Annotated in this window: 14 protein-coding genes; 8 read left to right on the top strand and 6 right to left on the bottom strand. The window is 61.1% G+C overall.

Going from position 1 to position 13748, the window contains the following annotated elements:
- Positions 1-143 precede the first annotated feature (143 nt).
- Positions 144-1106, top strand: a complete 963-nt coding sequence (locus O4G74_RS12230) for a hypothetical protein (RefSeq protein ID WP_269402891.1) — start codon at positions 144-146, stop codon at positions 1104-1106.
- Here O4G74_RS12230 and O4G74_RS12225 read toward each other — a convergent pair.
- The 3 genes from O4G74_RS12225 to O4G74_RS12215 are packed head-to-tail and all read right to left on the bottom strand — an operon-like array spanning position 1103 to position 3404.
- Positions 1103-1543, bottom strand: coding sequence for a hypothetical protein (locus tag O4G74_RS12225; protein ID WP_269402890.1), 441 nt, complete (start codon positions 1541-1543; stop codon positions 1103-1105). The two genes, O4G74_RS12230 and O4G74_RS12225, sit on opposite strands and share 4 nt — an antisense overlap.
- On the bottom strand, positions 1543-2061 hold the full coding sequence (locus O4G74_RS12220) for a hypothetical protein (protein ID WP_269402889.1): 519 nt from the start codon (positions 2059-2061) through the stop codon (positions 1543-1545). The genes O4G74_RS12225 and O4G74_RS12220 overlap by 1 nt, the downstream gene beginning before the upstream one ends.
- 35 nt (positions 2062-2096) lie before the next feature.
- Entirely contained in the window at positions 2097-3404 is a 1308-nt protein-coding gene (locus tag O4G74_RS12215) for an RsmB/NOP family class I SAM-dependent RNA methyltransferase (RefSeq protein ID WP_269402888.1), read from the bottom strand.
- 119 nt (positions 3405-3523) lie between these two features.
- Between O4G74_RS12215 and O4G74_RS12210 the strand changes: the two genes are divergently transcribed.
- Both O4G74_RS12210 and O4G74_RS12205 read left to right on the top strand, forming a co-directional pair.
- The gene (locus O4G74_RS12210) at positions 3524-3817 is read left to right on the top strand and encodes a DUF1330 domain-containing protein (RefSeq protein ID WP_269402887.1); all 294 of its coding nucleotides are present in this window, start codon (positions 3524-3526) and stop codon (positions 3815-3817) included.
- Positions 3814-4452, top strand: a complete 639-nt coding sequence (locus tag O4G74_RS12205) for a GNAT family N-acetyltransferase (RefSeq protein WP_269402886.1) — start codon at positions 3814-3816, stop codon at positions 4450-4452. Before O4G74_RS12210 ends, O4G74_RS12205 begins: the two co-directional genes overlap by 4 nt.
- Here O4G74_RS12205 and guaB read toward each other — a convergent pair.
- Positions 4434-5888 (bottom strand): IMP dehydrogenase, encoded by a 1455-nt coding sequence (guaB, locus tag O4G74_RS12200; protein WP_269402885.1) that lies wholly within the window; start codon positions 5886-5888, stop codon positions 4434-4436. The genes O4G74_RS12205 and guaB overlap by 19 nt on opposite strands.
- Before the next feature lie 202 nt (positions 5889-6090).
- On the opposite strand from guaB, the gene O4G74_RS12195 reads away from it, so the two are divergent.
- The 3 genes from O4G74_RS12195 (at position 6091) to O4G74_RS12185 (ending at position 10707) form a co-directional block, all read left to right on the top strand.
- Positions 6091-7809, top strand: coding sequence for a M28 family peptidase (locus O4G74_RS12195; protein ID WP_269402884.1), 1719 nt, complete (start codon positions 6091-6093; stop codon positions 7807-7809).
- Positions 7810-7911: 102 nt separating this feature from the next.
- The gene (locus tag O4G74_RS12190) at positions 7912-9108 is read left to right on the top strand and encodes an indoleamine 2,3-dioxygenase (protein WP_269402883.1); all 1197 of its coding nucleotides are present in this window, start codon (positions 7912-7914) and stop codon (positions 9106-9108) included.
- A 723-nt stretch (positions 9109-9831) separates the two neighbouring features.
- Complete coding sequence (locus tag O4G74_RS12185) at positions 9832-10707, top strand: hypothetical protein (protein WP_269402882.1); 876 nt, start codon at positions 9832-9834, stop codon at positions 10705-10707.
- A 75-nt stretch (positions 10708-10782) separates the two neighbouring features.
- Here the strand turns inward: O4G74_RS12185 and O4G74_RS12180 are convergent, their stop codons facing one another.
- Positions 10783-11061 (bottom strand): hypothetical protein, encoded by a 279-nt coding sequence (locus tag O4G74_RS12180; RefSeq protein ID WP_269402881.1) that lies wholly within the window; start codon positions 11059-11061, stop codon positions 10783-10785.
- Between the two features lie 148 nt (positions 11062-11209).
- Here O4G74_RS12180 and O4G74_RS12175 point away from each other — a divergent pair, with 148 nt between their 5' ends.
- On the top strand, positions 11210-12796 hold the full coding sequence (locus tag O4G74_RS12175) for a sensor histidine kinase (RefSeq protein ID WP_269402880.1): 1587 nt from the start codon (positions 11210-11212) through the stop codon (positions 12794-12796).
- Positions 12786-13202 carry a response regulator gene (locus O4G74_RS12170; protein ID WP_269402879.1) on the top strand — a complete coding sequence of 139 codons (417 nt, stop codon included), beginning with the start codon at positions 12786-12788 and terminating at the stop codon, positions 13200-13202. Before O4G74_RS12175 ends, O4G74_RS12170 begins: the two co-directional genes overlap by 11 nt.
- Here O4G74_RS12170 and O4G74_RS12165 read toward each other — a convergent pair.
- Positions 13195-13653 (bottom strand): response regulator, encoded by a 459-nt coding sequence (locus O4G74_RS12165; protein WP_269402878.1) that lies wholly within the window; start codon positions 13651-13653, stop codon positions 13195-13197. The two genes, O4G74_RS12170 and O4G74_RS12165, sit on opposite strands and share 8 nt — an antisense overlap.
- Positions 13654-13748 lie beyond the last annotated feature (95 nt).

The raw sequence follows: 13748 nt of genomic DNA, 5'->3' as shown, positions 1-13748 counted from the left end.
TGATCGAAAACCGTTAACCATGCGAGTTTTCAAAACTTAAGGTTTGCGCTTCTTCTGCCTTGTTTTTGCACAACAGTTCATAAACCGTTTTCCGGTATATAAATAATGTGTTCGCAAGACGCCTGATAAACGCCGTCCTGATCATGATTGCAGGTGCAGGCGCAGCCTATGCCGACCCTACCTGCGGTTCGCTGACCCCTTTGCTGCGCACGGTCGATGCCGTCTACGAAATCGCTCACGAGCCGTCGCAGCGCGCCCAGATGCCATTTCTCGGCGAACTTGAGGCCGCCCTGAGCGACGTTTCGCTGATTGACCTTTATGGCGACATTAGCGCTGAAGAGCTTGATGTCGGCCAGACCGCCATGATCCTCTTCACGGGCGAGCTGAACATAGCCATGGAGCGACTATATGGCAGCGAAGGAGAAGCGGCGCTTCAACGTATCGAGCGCGGCGTACCCCGCCTTGTTCGGACCGAACTGGCGCGACTTCAGAAAGAACTCTCCTGCTCGGTCAGCGATATACTGAATGTAGAGCCGACCCTTCGTCCTCATGCAGAGAAGCTGGGAAGCATCGGTGATCCCGCGCGTGCGTCTGACAGTCTGCATTTTGAAAGTGAAAGCGCCATTCGTGCCTATAAAAGCTCAGCAAGGCAGCGCGCGCCACGCAATGCAAATTCGACCGGCGACAAACGCGGCAAGGCACTCGCATCACTTGGCTTTCCTCTATTGCTCACGCTTGGGTTGCTGGCTAGCGCAGCCTATTGGTGCCGCCCGCGCATTCGCCGCTGGAAAAAACGGGCAGAGCGGCATGTCTGCTATCGCAGTGTGCCAGTCCGCCTCGGCAGCGGCATCCACGATCTGACGATCGTCGACTTCAATATCGGCGGGCTTCGCATGAAGCATGACGGCAGGATATCACGGAAACGTCCGATCTCGTTCCAGCTCGGCGATATCTGGCTACGCGGCAATGTGGTCTGGACCAATGACTGCTATGCGGGCGTGCGTCTCTCCCGGCCACTTTCCGATACGCAGATCTCGGCGCTCTGTTTCAACACAAATCGGCAGAGGGCAGACTTGGATGCCGCGAAGGGTCTTGTTACCGCCTAGCGGTCTGAGAGGTCAGGCCTGACATTCTGCTCAATCCAGCTGACCTGCCTTGGGTGCAGGTGAAAGCTGATCTCTTCATCGGCCCGGCTCTTCAGCTCGACAAAACGGCGCAGCAGGCCTTTGCGTTCTTCAAGCGTGATGACGCTGCGCGGTATCGCCAGTACCGGGTGAGCCCAGCGAAACAGGATATGCGGCTTGAGCCACAGCGCATCTTCGCCGAACTCCGCCCAGAGCATGCCGCGATAATGCACACGGGGGAAACGCCCACGGCCCAGCGTGACCAGCATCAGCCGCTTACCCGAAAACGTCTCCGGCAGCTCCGATTGATAAACCCGAGCCAGTGTCCGCCAACCGCTTGCCCAGGACAGGAAAGACACGATCCCCACCCACACTGCCCCAAAGAAAATCGGGAAAGCGAGGACAATCAGCCAGACCATTATGCCGCTTCGTTCGCCGCAGGTGATGCCAGTGCCCGCTCACGAAATCGGTTCATCAGCGTCACCAGCTGCGAGCCGCGCACCTTGTAGGGCTCGGTCAGTCGCACCCTGCCATACATCAGGATACCTGACAGACGCGGCAGGGCCTTGCGCTTCTCCTCGGTCAGCTTGAACGCCACCTGACGCGAGGCGGGCATTCCCTTGCCGCCCGAATAATGGAGGCCGAACTCTGACACTTCAGACCAGCCGATCTTGCCGAGCGACTTGAACTCGCTCGATTCAAACCCGTCCCGGTCCAGTGTCAGCCAGCCATGCCTGAAAAGCGCAGCGCAAACGCCCACAAGCGTCGTCATTGAAAAGAAGACCGTCAGCCAGACGCTGATCTCTTCGGTGGGGCCATTGCCCGTCCAGTTGGAGAAGGCGAGCATAGCCGCGAGAAGCGCGCTCGCACTTGCCAGCACCAGATATTGCCGGTTCGTGGCGCGAAGATGGACAGTTTCTGGAAGCGGTTTCAACATGCGCCCATATCGCACTGATTCCAGCGCGCGCGCTATCAGCGGGCCTTGCGCATCACTGCAAAGAAAAAGCCGTCCGTGCCGGCCGTGCGCGGTGTAAGGCGGACCGACTTGCCGCCCTTCGCGCCCGCTTTGACTTTTGCCGCGCCCTCATCGGTCAGCAAGCCGGACGCAATCGCCGCATCGGCCGCGCTCTCCTCGGCGAACTCGGGATGCGCCGCGAGGAAGTCAGCAACCCGGTCCTCATCTTCCTCCTTCAGGAAAGAACACGTCGCATAGACCAGCCGCCCGCCCGGTTTCACAAAGGCAGACGCGGCCTCGATGATCTCGGTCTGCTCCTCGATCCGCTTGGCGAGCTGCTTGTTTTTCAGCCGCCACTTCGCATCCGGCCGCCGCCGCCAGGTGCCTGTCCCCGTGCATGGCGCATCGACAAAGACCACATCCATCTGGCCTTTAAGTGCCTCAAGCGCCTCAGGCTCTTTCGGATGGACCAGCTGCACATTGTGCGCGCCGGACCGCTTCAGCCGCGGGATCAGCGCAGATAGCCTGCGTCCATCAATATCATAGGCGTGGATCTGACCCTTGCCTTCCATCATCGCCGCCATGGCCAGCGTCTTGCCGCCGCCGCCCGCGCAATAGTCCAGCACCTGCTCGCCCGGCTTTGCATTCGCCGCCGCCGCCGCGATCTGCGAGCCCGCATCCTGCACCTCGACCCAGCCTTTCGAGTAGGCCGGAATGCTCTCCAGAGAGGTCTCACGCTCAGACGGGTCACGTGCCGGAATATGATAGGCATTCTTCAAGAGCGATGAGCTTTCCGCATTCGCAGACCGCATCGGCCCGCCCGCCTTCTCGGCGTCCACTTTCAGCGTATTCACCCGGATATCGACGTCGGCGCGCACGGCCATGGCCTGCGCCTCGACGACTTTCTCCTCACCGAAAACGCGGTCCATCATCGGCTCCATCCAGTCAGGATAGTCGCCAGACACCCAAGGCTCGGCCGTCACATCCGGCGCCATGACCAGCCGCTCGCGCTCTTCCAGCGTCAGCTTGGACGGCGCATGCTCCTCATCCATGGCCCCATCGATCTTCATGATGTCCCAGCCCCAGGCGAAGCTCAGTGCACCGAGCACCAGCGCGCGTGGCTCATCAGAGCCCATCGCATGGGCAATTGAGTTCTTCTTGCGCAGCGCGTCGAGCACCAGACCTGACACCCAGGCCCGGTCCTTGGAACCCGCATACCGCGCCCGCTTGCCCCAGTCGCGCGCAGCCGACTTCACAGGCTGGTGCCGGTTCAGCACATCACCCAGCACATCAATCGCCGCCGCTATCCGTCCACCGTCGCGCATATTGCTACCTCTTCAACATTCTGGCGCAGGCTTTACGCGCACAGGCCGCGTTAGAAAACCGATGGACTCCACATGCCGACAGGTTTTCAATCTGCATCGTCATTGAGGGAGGACCCGCCATGAGCGTCTATATAAATGCGCAGATCACCATCCACGACCGTGAAGCCTACAACAAGTATGAGGCCGGCTTCATGGAAATCTTCAACGCCCATGCCGGCAAGCTTCTGGCCGTCGAAGAGGCGCCGACGGTGCTCGAAGGCGACTGGGCCTGCACGAGAACCATCATCGCTGAGTTTGCGGACAAGGACAGCGCCCTCAACTGGTACAATTCAGACGCGTATCAGACCCTCATGAAGCACCGCCTCGCGGGCTCGACAGGCAGCATCGCAATTCTGAACGGTTTGCCAGCATGACGTCCAGCACGCGCTTCGAAGGCATGAACATCAACCTCCCCACCTCCATCCGCTCGGCCAACCGCAGAGACTGGCGCCAGATCGGCGACATCACGGCTGAAGCCTTCTCAGAAGACCCCTTCAATCTCTGGCTGTTTAGCGGCGGGCGCGCCCTGCGCCCCCTCTTCCGGATCATGGCGCGCGATATCTATCTGAAGGAAGGCTTCTGCCACCTGCACGGCGATGAGGCTGCCACCATGTGGGCCACCCACGAGTCCAATCTGCGCTTCCCGCCGCTTTCGCTGTTTCAGCTCATGGCGGCTCAGATGATCCACGGAACGAAAGGTGCGATGAAGCGCGGCATGGCTGCAGGTGAAGCGCTCGAAAAGCACCACCCGCACGCGCCGCACATCTATCTTTTCACGATCGGCACAAGGACAACCGCGCGAGGCAAAGGCCTCGGCACGACCATGCTAGCGCCCGTCCTCGCCGCCGCCGACCGGGAAGGCCTGCCCGTCTACCTAGAAAACTCCAATCCCGCCAATCACGGCTTCTACACCTCATTCGGCTTCGAAAAGATCGGCGAGTTCAGCGTCCTCGATGAGAGCCCACCCATGGCCCCGATGTGGCGAGAGCCTCAGCGCCCGATCGAATAGTTCGGCGCTTCCCGCGTCATCGTCACATCGTGGACGTGGCTCTCCGAAAGGCCCGCGCCGGTGATCTGGACGAACTCGGCTTTCTCGTGCAGCTCGGTGATCGTCCTGGCGCCGACATAGCCCATGGCTGCGCGAAGGCCGCCGACCATCTGGTGCAGGATATTGCCGATCGGCCCCTTGAACGGAACCTGTCCTTCAATGCCCTCTGGGACCAGCTTGTCTCCCGACACTTCCTTCTGGAAATACCGGTCAGCTGAGCCGCGTGACATCGCGCCGAGTGAGCCCATACCGCGATAGGCCTTGTAGCTCCGTCCCTGGAACAGGAAGACCTCGCCCGGTGCCTCTTCGGTACCAGCAAAGGCAGAGCCCATCATCGCCGTCGAAGCGCCGGCCGCCAGCGCCTTGGCAAAGTCGCCCGAGAATTTGATGCCGCCATCGGCGATGATCGGCGTGCCCGATTTCGCGGCTGCATTGGCGCAGTCCTCGATCGCCGTCAGTTGCGGCACACCCACGCCGGCAACGATGCGTGTCGTACAGATGGAGCCTGGGCCGATGCCCACTTTCACCGCATCTGCACCTGCATCGATCAGCGCCTTGGTGGCGTCGCCGGTCGCGACATTGCCCGCGATGATCTGGACGGAGTTGGAGAGCTTCTTCGCACGCGTCACAGCGTCCAGCACGGACTGCGAGTGGCCGTGCGCCGTATCTATCACGACCGCGTCCACGCCCGCCTCGATCAGCGCCTGCGTACGTTCAAAGCCTGCATCCCCCACGGTTGAGGCCGCAGCGACGCGCAGGCGGCCCTGCTCATCCTTCGCGGCGTTCGGGTTGAGCTGCGCCTTCTCCATATCCTTGACGGTCAGGAGGCCAACACACTTGCCAGCGTCATCGGTGATGACCAGCCGCTCGATACGGTGTTTGTGCAACAGCTGGCGAGCTGCCTCGATCGGCTCTTCCATCGTGACCGACACGACATTGCGGGTCATGAATTCGGCGACTTTCCCATTCGGGTCGTCGACAAAACGCGTGTCACGATTGGTGATGATGCCGACAACTGTGCCATCGGCCTCGACCACGGGCACGCCGGAAAAACCGGTGCGCGCCTTGATGTCGTTCAGCTCTTTCAGGCTGGCCGTCGGAGCGATGGTGATGGGGTTCATCACGACGCCGCTCTCATACTTCTTCACCTGCGTGACCTGACCGGCCTGCTCTTCAACGGTCAGGTTCCGGTGCACGACACCAATACCGCCAGCCTGCGCCATCGCAATCGCAAGGCGCGCTTCGGTTACCGTATCCATGGCAGCGGAGAGTAGCGGAATATTGAGGGGGATGGCTTTGGTCAGCCAAGTCGACGTGTCCACATTGGCGGGCATGACTTCGCTCGGGCCGGGCTGCAGAAGCACGTCATCGAAAGTAATGGCTTGTCGGATTTTCATGTGGGGAGCTCCCTTTTTGGCCCCTTAATAGAGTCGCGGCCTTTCTGGAACCCCCTTTTGCAAGGAAAACTGAAACCGATTGGGGCCGTGCCGTGCCGCTCATCGCGGTCAAACCTCAGCCCGGACTTTGGCCCGCGCCAAAAACCCGTTAAACCCTCGTGGTTTGACCCATCCGGACGGGTCGCAAGCGGAGGTTTCACAGATGATCAGGACACTCATCAGCACATTAGGCATGGCAGCCCTCATCGCAGCTTGCTCACAGCCCTCTGATCCGCAGGAGAGCGACCCGGCCGCTGCCTCACAGCAAGACGAGGCCACCACTGAGCCCGCTTCGGTCAGCACAGAAAACCTCTCCGATATCGTCAGAGTGCTCGCCTCTGACGAGTTTGAGGGCCGCGCCCCCGGTACGCCAGGCGAGACGAAGACCATCGACTACCTGATCGAGAAGTTCGAGGAGATCGGCCTAGAGCCCGGTGGACGTGATGGCGGTTGGACCGATCCTGTCACCCTCGTTCATTCACGCGTCGTCGACCTTCGCACTCTTGATGTCCAGTCCAGCGAGACCACGATCGACATGCGTCAGGGCCGCGACATCGAGATCAGCTCGGCCAATCCGCGCGAAACCATCGCGATTGAAGACGCCCCCATCGTCTTTGTCGGCTTCGGTGCCAGCGCGCCGGAACGCGACTGGGACGATTATGGCGACATCGATCTCACCGGAAAGGTCGCCCTCTTTCTCGTCAACGATCCTGATTTCGGCGTCGCAGAGGATGACCCGGTCGCGGGCCGTTTCGGCGGCAACCGGATGACCTATTATGGCCGCTGGGTCTACAAGTTCGAGGAGGCCGCCCGCCGCGGCGCCGCCGCTGCCCTCGTTATCCATGAGACAGAGGCCGCAGGCTATGGCTGGAACGTCGCCGCCTCCGGGCCGGGCGACAATTACGCCGTCGCCAGTGACGGGTCCGGCAAGCCTTCGGTCGACCTGCAAGGCTGGCTCCACCTCGACATGGCGAAGCAATGGATGGAAGCTGCCGGTCAGGACCTCGACGCCCTTCGTACCGCCGCCCGCAGCGAGAATTTCGAAGCCTTCACCCTCGAGGGCCTGACCTTCAACGCCGACCTTGGCATGGAGGTCGAACGCATCGAGAGCCAGAACGTCCTCGGCAAGATCACTGGCACAGAGCGTCCTGACGAAACCATCATGCTGTCCGGCCACTGGGACGCCTATGGCAAGGGCATCGCCGACGCGCAGGGCCGCACCGTCATGCCCGGCGCAAATGACGACGCCCTTGGCATGGCAGGCATCATGGAAATCGCCCGCGTCCTGAAAGCGGGTGAACCGCTGGAGCGCACTGTCGTCATTGCTGCATGGACTGCTGAAGAACGCGGCCTTCTTGGCTCAGAGGCCTATGCGCAGGACCCGATCTATCCGCTCGAAACCACGGTCGCGAACTTCACCCTCGACATTCTCAACACGGCTGGTCCCGCAAAGGATGTCATCCAGGTCGGTGAGGGCCAGAGCGAGCTTGAAGACATGATGGCCGAAGCCGCAGACGCCCAGGGCCGCTATGTCTCGCCCGAAGGCCTGCCGCAAACCGGGCTCTTCTACCGCGCAGACCATTTCTCGCTCGCGCGGCGCGGCGTGCCGGTCATCCTCATCATGGGGATCGCAGGCGGGCCGAACCTCGTCGAGGGCGGACGTGAAGCCGGCGCTGAATGGGTCGCTGGCTATATCGCCAACCGCTACCACAACCAGAATGACGCCTGGGACCCGGACTGGGACCTTCGCGGCGCCGCGCAGGATGTTGAGCTTATCCTCAACATGACCCGCTCCCTCGCAAACAGCACGAAATGGCCCGCGATCAAGGACACCTCAGAGTTCAAGGATATTCGAAATGAAAGCGCAGACGCCCGCGACTAGAGAACGAGCCTTTCCCATGAAGCCCCAGCCTAAAAGCTGGGGCTTTACGTAACGTCCGTTCGGTGTGAGATAGTTTCAAAAGAAACTATCAAGGGGGAAATCATGCCGAAGCTCAAACCACTCGACCAGTACGACATCTCGCGCGATCGCGGCTTTCTCTGCCGCCATGATGCTGGCGCCGTCACCCTTCCGGCAGAGCTTCAGCCCGCCGTGGACGCGGCCATGGCCCTCCCTCACTCCATCGTCACCGGCCGCGTGCGTGAGATCCTCGCCCGCCTGCCCGTCATCGACCTCACAAGCTTCTGCGTGACCGCCAGCGATGAGCAGATCCGCAAGGCGTTCGTGCACTACACTTTCATGATCCAGTCCTGGGTCTGGGGTGAACGGGACGCGCCAGCCTCCCTGCCCAAATGCTTAGCCAAACCTGCCTGGCAGCTTGCCGACGCGCTCGATTCCAAGCCGCTGCTGACCTATGCCACTTACGTCCTCGACAACTGGGCCAAGATTGACGCGGACGGGCCCGTGGACCTTTCGAACGTCTATATGATCCAGCCTTTCCTCTCAGGGGAGGATGAGGCCTGGTTCGTCCTCGTCCACGTCGCTATCGAGGCACGCGCGGGCGATATGCTGGCCACCATCCCAGAAGTGATCACCGCCTGCGAGGCCCATGACGCGCCCGCCGTTGCTGCGGGTCTAGCGCGCATGTCCGAGGGCTGGAACGCCGTCAACGCCATCTTCGACCGCATGCCGGAGCGCTGCGACCCATACATCTATTTCAACCGCGTGCGCCCCTACATCCATGGCTGGAAGGACAATCCTGCCCTTGGCGACGGCCTCATCTATGAGGGCGTCCCGGCTGGTAAAAACAAGCCGCAGGCCTTCCGCGGCCAGACCGGCTCGCAATCTTCCATCGTGCCCACCATGGACGCCTTCCTCTCCATCAGTCACGCCGACGACCCGCTGCGCCACTACCTCGAAGAGCTGCACGCCTATCGCCCGACCGGCCACCGTGCCTTCATCGAAGATGTGCGCGCCGCGTCCACCCTGCGGGACTGGGTCAGCCAGCATGGCGACGCGGCCACCCGGCAGCTCTACAATGACAATGTGATGAAGCTTGCCCGCTTCCGCACCCGCCACCTCGAATACGCCGCCACCTACATCAACAAACAGGCTGGCAATTCACCGGGCAACGACACCGATGTCGGCACCGGCGGCACACCCTTCATGAAATATCTCAAAAAGCACCGGGACGAAGCCGAAGCCCATCTGCTCGACGTCGAGACCGCAGGCGCTCATTAGCGTTTCGGTCGAGAAAGACGGTGCAGGACACTAATTTACCGAGATCATTCGATCTCGAACCACCCATTTGGGTGATGCGCAGCCTTATGCCTCATTGCTAGCCTGGCCTCACATCAAAACAGCGCGAGACCGCTGTTGCAGGTCTGGGGGACGTCGATGGATTACGTATCAGGATCAAGCAGAGGCGGTGGGACTCGCCAGGCTTCATATCACACATCGGGAGTGGGGCTGGCGAGACTGCTGATGGTGTCGACGGCTATCGCGGTCGCGCCATTCCTAATTCCGGAGGCGGTCATAGAGGCTGCCGCGCAGGTCGGGCCGCCCGGTCCTCCCGGCCCACCGGGTCCTCAAGGACCTTCTGGTCCGCCCGGTCCTCAGGGACCGATGGGCGCAGATGGTGCGCCGGGGCCCGTAGGTCCTCAAGGAGCAACTGGTCCTCAAGGTGTACCTGGCCCGCAAGGCCCTGCAGGCGCGGACGGGGCTGATGGAGCGCCGGGACCGGTCGGGCCTCAGGGCGTGCCGGGACCTCAAGGACCGCAAGGTGCAGACGGTTCGCCCGGCCCGCAGGGTCCCGCTGGGGCACAAGGTGCAGCCGGTTCAGATGGCCCGCCGGGGCCGGCCGGGCCGCAGGGCAACGCCGGGGCAACAGGACCCGCAGGTCCTGCGGGCACCACAGGCGCTGCAGGTCCCGCAGGTCCTCAGGGTCCCGCCGGATCGGACGGCGTGCCAGGTGCTCAAGGCAAGGCAGGTCCGCAGGGGCCAGCGGGCGCTGATGGTGTTGCCGGTCCGCAAGGCCCCGCAGGTGCTACGGGCACTGACGGCGCAGACGGCAAGGATGGCGAGGACGGCGAAGCCGGTCCGCAAGGCCCCGCAGGTCCGGCAGGCGCCGACGGCGCGCAAGGTGAGCAGGGTCCAGCCGGTCCCGCAGGGCCGGCAGGCCCTCCCGGGCCTCCCGGCCCACCTGGCTCAGACCCGGAAATGGTTGAGACCGTCACGACGATCGTGAACGAAGTCACAATCATCCAGAGCACACTTGGTGATGTGGATGATCTCGATGTCTTCGACGAGTCCGAAACCGCGAGGAGCGCAGCGGTATCGACGTCGGCCCAGTCTTACACCGTACAGGTTGGTGGAACTGGAAACGCGATACGTTCGGGCCCTAGCGCGGCGCAACCGCGTGCTGAAACGGGCCCCGTCGCCTCTCAACGCACCATTGTCGGCGCGATCAATATGAACACGGCTTCGATCAACCAGAATGAAGACGCGATTCAACTGAACGCTGCCTCAATTGATGCCAACTCGCTGAGGATCAATTCACTGGAAAGCCAGTATGTCCTGCTCAATGACTCGGTGCGCGCCTCGACACGGCGCATCAAGGAAGTCGAGGGCGGTCTGGCGGCGGTCTCATCTATGCCGGACCTCTATCTTGAAAAAGGCGAGTCGATGTCGGTCGCTGCGGCCATTGGTGGATACGACGACAATATCGGCTTCGGCACTGCAATCTCGGTGCGCGCTAATCAAAATGTGACCTTCGGCGTCGTTGCCGCGCACAGCAACGGGCACTCAGCGGGCAAGCTGCAAGGCCGCATTGGATGGTAGAGTACAGAAAGCAAAAAGCTTGAAAGGACGAGTGGCGCAGCTTAGCTGCGCCACTCTCAACTTCGCTGGAAACACTTACTCTACTGGCTCCAGCGGCTTCGGCACGCTCACCTTCCGCTCGACTGTTTTGCGGGATTTTGGCTTCGGCAGAAGGCGGAAGCGGGACTGACACCAGGCAAAGCCGACGCCCACATCTATCAGCGCGTCGGATCGCCCGCATGGGCACATGAACTCCCACACACCCCAGATGCGATAGGTTTCCCCTTCGACCAACGGCACGGGGTCGCCTGTCACATGGTTCGGCGCAGCGTTCACGCACAGCACCAGATCGCCATCATTCACGTCATAAGACATGAGAGAAGGATAGCATGGGTGGTTTAGGCACGAAAGGAAGAGCGCGTCAGCCAGGCAGGTTATCATCGCGAGAAACCCAGGCGCAGTCGCAACATTTGCGGATCAGGCGAATTTCGCTAGGGCGATAAGAGATTCTCGGGAGACCGCAATGCCCAAGCAAGCCATGACGCCGGAATTTACGGGTCCCGAAGAGTTGCGCACAGAGCTGTTCCATTTGCTCGCAAATGACTCTCGCGCGGTCGACCTCGTGCTGCAACACTGCTTTGACGGTGTGTTCTATTGGGACCTCAAAGACTTCTCACGCCAGTTCGTCGGCCCGAAATTCTGGGAGATGCTCGGCATCGACGCCAGCTCGAAGGAGGCCAGGGACTGGCATAACCGGGTTCATTCCGAAGACCGCCAGAATTTCTATGAAGCGATCGAAAAAGCCATTCAGGATCCGGATGTCGGAATTGACCAGATTGTCCGTTACCGGATGCCGAATGGAGACTGGCTGTACATCCGTACACGCGGAATGATCATTCTCGATGAAGCTGGATTGCCGTTCCGTCTGCTCGTCCTCAATAGCGATATCAGCGACCAGATCTCACTTGAAGCATCTGAGCGGGAGAGCCGTCAGCGACTGGAACAGGCCTTACGCGACAAACAGACCTCTGAAGAGGAGCTGCAATTCATCTTCGATGCGATGCCGCTCCAGGTGTTCTACAAGGACGACAAGAACGTCATCTTGCGCGCGAACAAACTCGCAGCCGAGAACCTTGGGATGAACGCAGAAGACCTCAAGGGCGCCGATACCTACGACCTCTTCCCCGACATGGCCGCCAAGTATCACGAGGATGACCTCAAGGTGATCGACAGCGGCGTGCCAGAGCTTGGCATCGTCGAGGCCTATGCACCGAAGGACCGGCCGACAGGTTGGGTCAAGACAGACAAGATCCCGATGCGTTTCGAGGACGGCAGCCGGACACTGCTCGTTGTTGCGGCCGACATCACCGAGCTCAAGGAGCAATCTGCCAGGCTCGAGAAACTGTCTGAAGCGTCCAGTCAGTTCGCCTCCATTGCCGCCCATGACCTTCGAAGTCCGCTCCGCCAGACGCGCGCCCTGATGGACATGTTGCTGGGCGAAGTACGCGAAGCGGGCGTCGAGCTTTCAGATGATGGCGCATTTGCGCTGGACCACATCACCGTCAGCCTCAACAAGATGGAGAAGATGGTCTCCGACCTGCACATGCTCTCCAAGCTCGAAAGCCGGTCGGTGGAGCGCCTGCCTGTCGACATCAATGTCGTGATGGACCGCGTTCAACGTGCGCATGAAGACCTCATCGCCGAGGCCAATGCGACCATTACCGTCGCGCCGATGCCACAGATCAACGGCTCGGAACGGCTGGTCGAATATGTCCTGTCGAACCTTCTTCGAAACGCCTGTAGCTTCCGCAAGGGCGACAGCGTGAACATCGACCTTCACGCAGAGCTCGACGTGCCAAACCAGCGCCGGAAAATCTACTTCAGCGACAATGGCATCGGGGTGCCCGAGGGTCAGCACAAACGCATATTCGAACCCTTTGCGCGCCTTGAAACCGGCAAGTCCGGCGAGGGGACCGGCCTTGGTCTCGCGATCGTTTCGCGAATCATGACTGCGCATGGGGGCGATGTTTCTATTGATTCTTCTTTCAAATCGGGCACAAGATTCATCCTGGAGTTTCCCGTGGCAGGAGTATTGACCCATGGCTCGTGAGCTAAGTGTACTTGTGGTAGATGATGATCCGATCGATCAGCGGCTGATCAGCTCCGCGCTGCGCAAGTCCAGCGATTCCATCAATATCCGGATCGCCGATGGCGGGATCGAGGCGCTCGACTCCTTTTCCAAGGATGGCCTGCCCGATCTGGTCGTCACAGACATCAAGATGCCCGGGATCGACGGCCACCAGCTGGTTGACCTCATCCGCGGCACGCCGAAATATTGCTGCATCCCGGTCGTTGCCTACTCCACCTCCATGGATGAGCAGGATATCCGCAGCGCCTATATGGAAGGCGCCAACGCCTATATCGTGAAGCCGTCCTCACAGGCGAACTATCTCGAAGTTGGCCGCGCAATCATCGACTTCTGGACCAAGACCGCAGAGCTGCCCCGCCTTAACTAAGCGGCCTTGCCAGCTTCGGGCCCAGCACCGCCGCCGCCTGCAGCAGCAGCCACACTTCCTCGGGTTCCAGCGAGCCCTTTTCCATGACGGCAAAGGCGCCTTCCTGAATGGCGCAGGCGCGCAGGGACGGCGTCAGCGCGCTCGTATGCATCACGAGCCCCGCCTGCGGACAAGCCGCGCGCAGCTCCCTGATACGCCCCTCCGAGAGGCTGCCATCGCCCAGCATCCGGTCCAGCACGATGACGTCAAACGCCGGCGCCTCGACCGCCAGAAGCGCATCGACGCTGGCAAAGCACTCCACCTCACCCAGCCAGCCGCCAATCTCCTTGACCAGGATCTTCATCAGGAACGCATCCACCGGATCGTCCTCGATGACGGCAACCTTCAGCTGCGCGTTGGGCCGGAAAAGATTATCGTCGAGACCAGACTCGAAACTTCTGAAATCGTCCATGCTGGCCTCCCGCGCGCTACGTTAAGCCAGAATGATTCTATTGAAGCTGTCCACAGGTTTTTCTCAACCTTAAGGCAGCACAGCGCCCTGCCCCG

It is taken from the genome of Henriciella marina (assembly GCF_027213945.1).
Lineage (GTDB): Bacteria > Pseudomonadota > Alphaproteobacteria > Caulobacterales > Hyphomonadaceae > Henriciella > Henriciella marina_A.
The sequence above is the reverse complement of the archived record's forward strand: the minus strand, read 5'-3'. Positions and strand labels throughout refer to the sequence as shown.

Bases quoted from the DNA above. Each gene is read 5' to 3' on its own strand.
- O4G74_RS12195 (WP_269402884.1), top strand. From the start codon at position 6,091: ATGATCAGGACACTCATCAGCACATTAGGCATGGCAGCCCTCATCGCA.
- O4G74_RS12220 (WP_269402889.1), bottom strand. From the start codon at position 2,061: ATGTTGAAACCGCTTCCAGAAACTGTCCATCTTCGCGCCACGAACCGG.
- guaB (WP_269402885.1), bottom strand. From the start codon at position 5,888: ATGAAAATCCGACAAGCCATTACTTTCGATGACGTGCTTCTGCAGCCC.
- O4G74_RS12170 (WP_269402879.1), top strand. From the start codon at position 12,786: ATGGCTCGTGAGCTAAGTGTACTTGTGGTAGATGATGATCCGATCGAT.
- O4G74_RS12225 (WP_269402890.1), bottom strand. From the start codon at position 1,543: ATGGTCTGGCTGATTGTCCTCGCTTTCCCGATTTTCTTTGGGGCAGTG.
- O4G74_RS12210 (WP_269402887.1), top strand. From the start codon at position 3,524: ATGAGCGTCTATATAAATGCGCAGATCACCATCCACGACCGTGAAGCC.
- O4G74_RS12175 (WP_269402880.1), top strand. From the start codon at position 11,210: ATGCCCAAGCAAGCCATGACGCCGGAATTTACGGGTCCCGAAGAGTTG.
- O4G74_RS12215 (WP_269402888.1), bottom strand. From the start codon at position 3,404: ATGCGCGACGGTGGACGGATAGCGGCGGCGATTGATGTGCTGGGTGAT.
- O4G74_RS12165 (WP_269402878.1), bottom strand. From the start codon at position 13,653: ATGGACGATTTCAGAAGTTTCGAGTCTGGTCTCGACGATAATCTTTTC.
- O4G74_RS12190 (WP_269402883.1), top strand. From the start codon at position 7,912: ATGCCGAAGCTCAAACCACTCGACCAGTACGACATCTCGCGCGATCGC.
- O4G74_RS12205 (WP_269402886.1), top strand. From the start codon at position 3,814: ATGACGTCCAGCACGCGCTTCGAAGGCATGAACATCAACCTCCCCACC.
- O4G74_RS12180 (WP_269402881.1), bottom strand. From the start codon at position 11,061: ATGTCTTATGACGTGAATGATGGCGATCTGGTGCTGTGCGTGAACGCT.
- O4G74_RS12230 (WP_269402891.1), top strand. From the start codon at position 144: ATGATTGCAGGTGCAGGCGCAGCCTATGCCGACCCTACCTGCGGTTCG.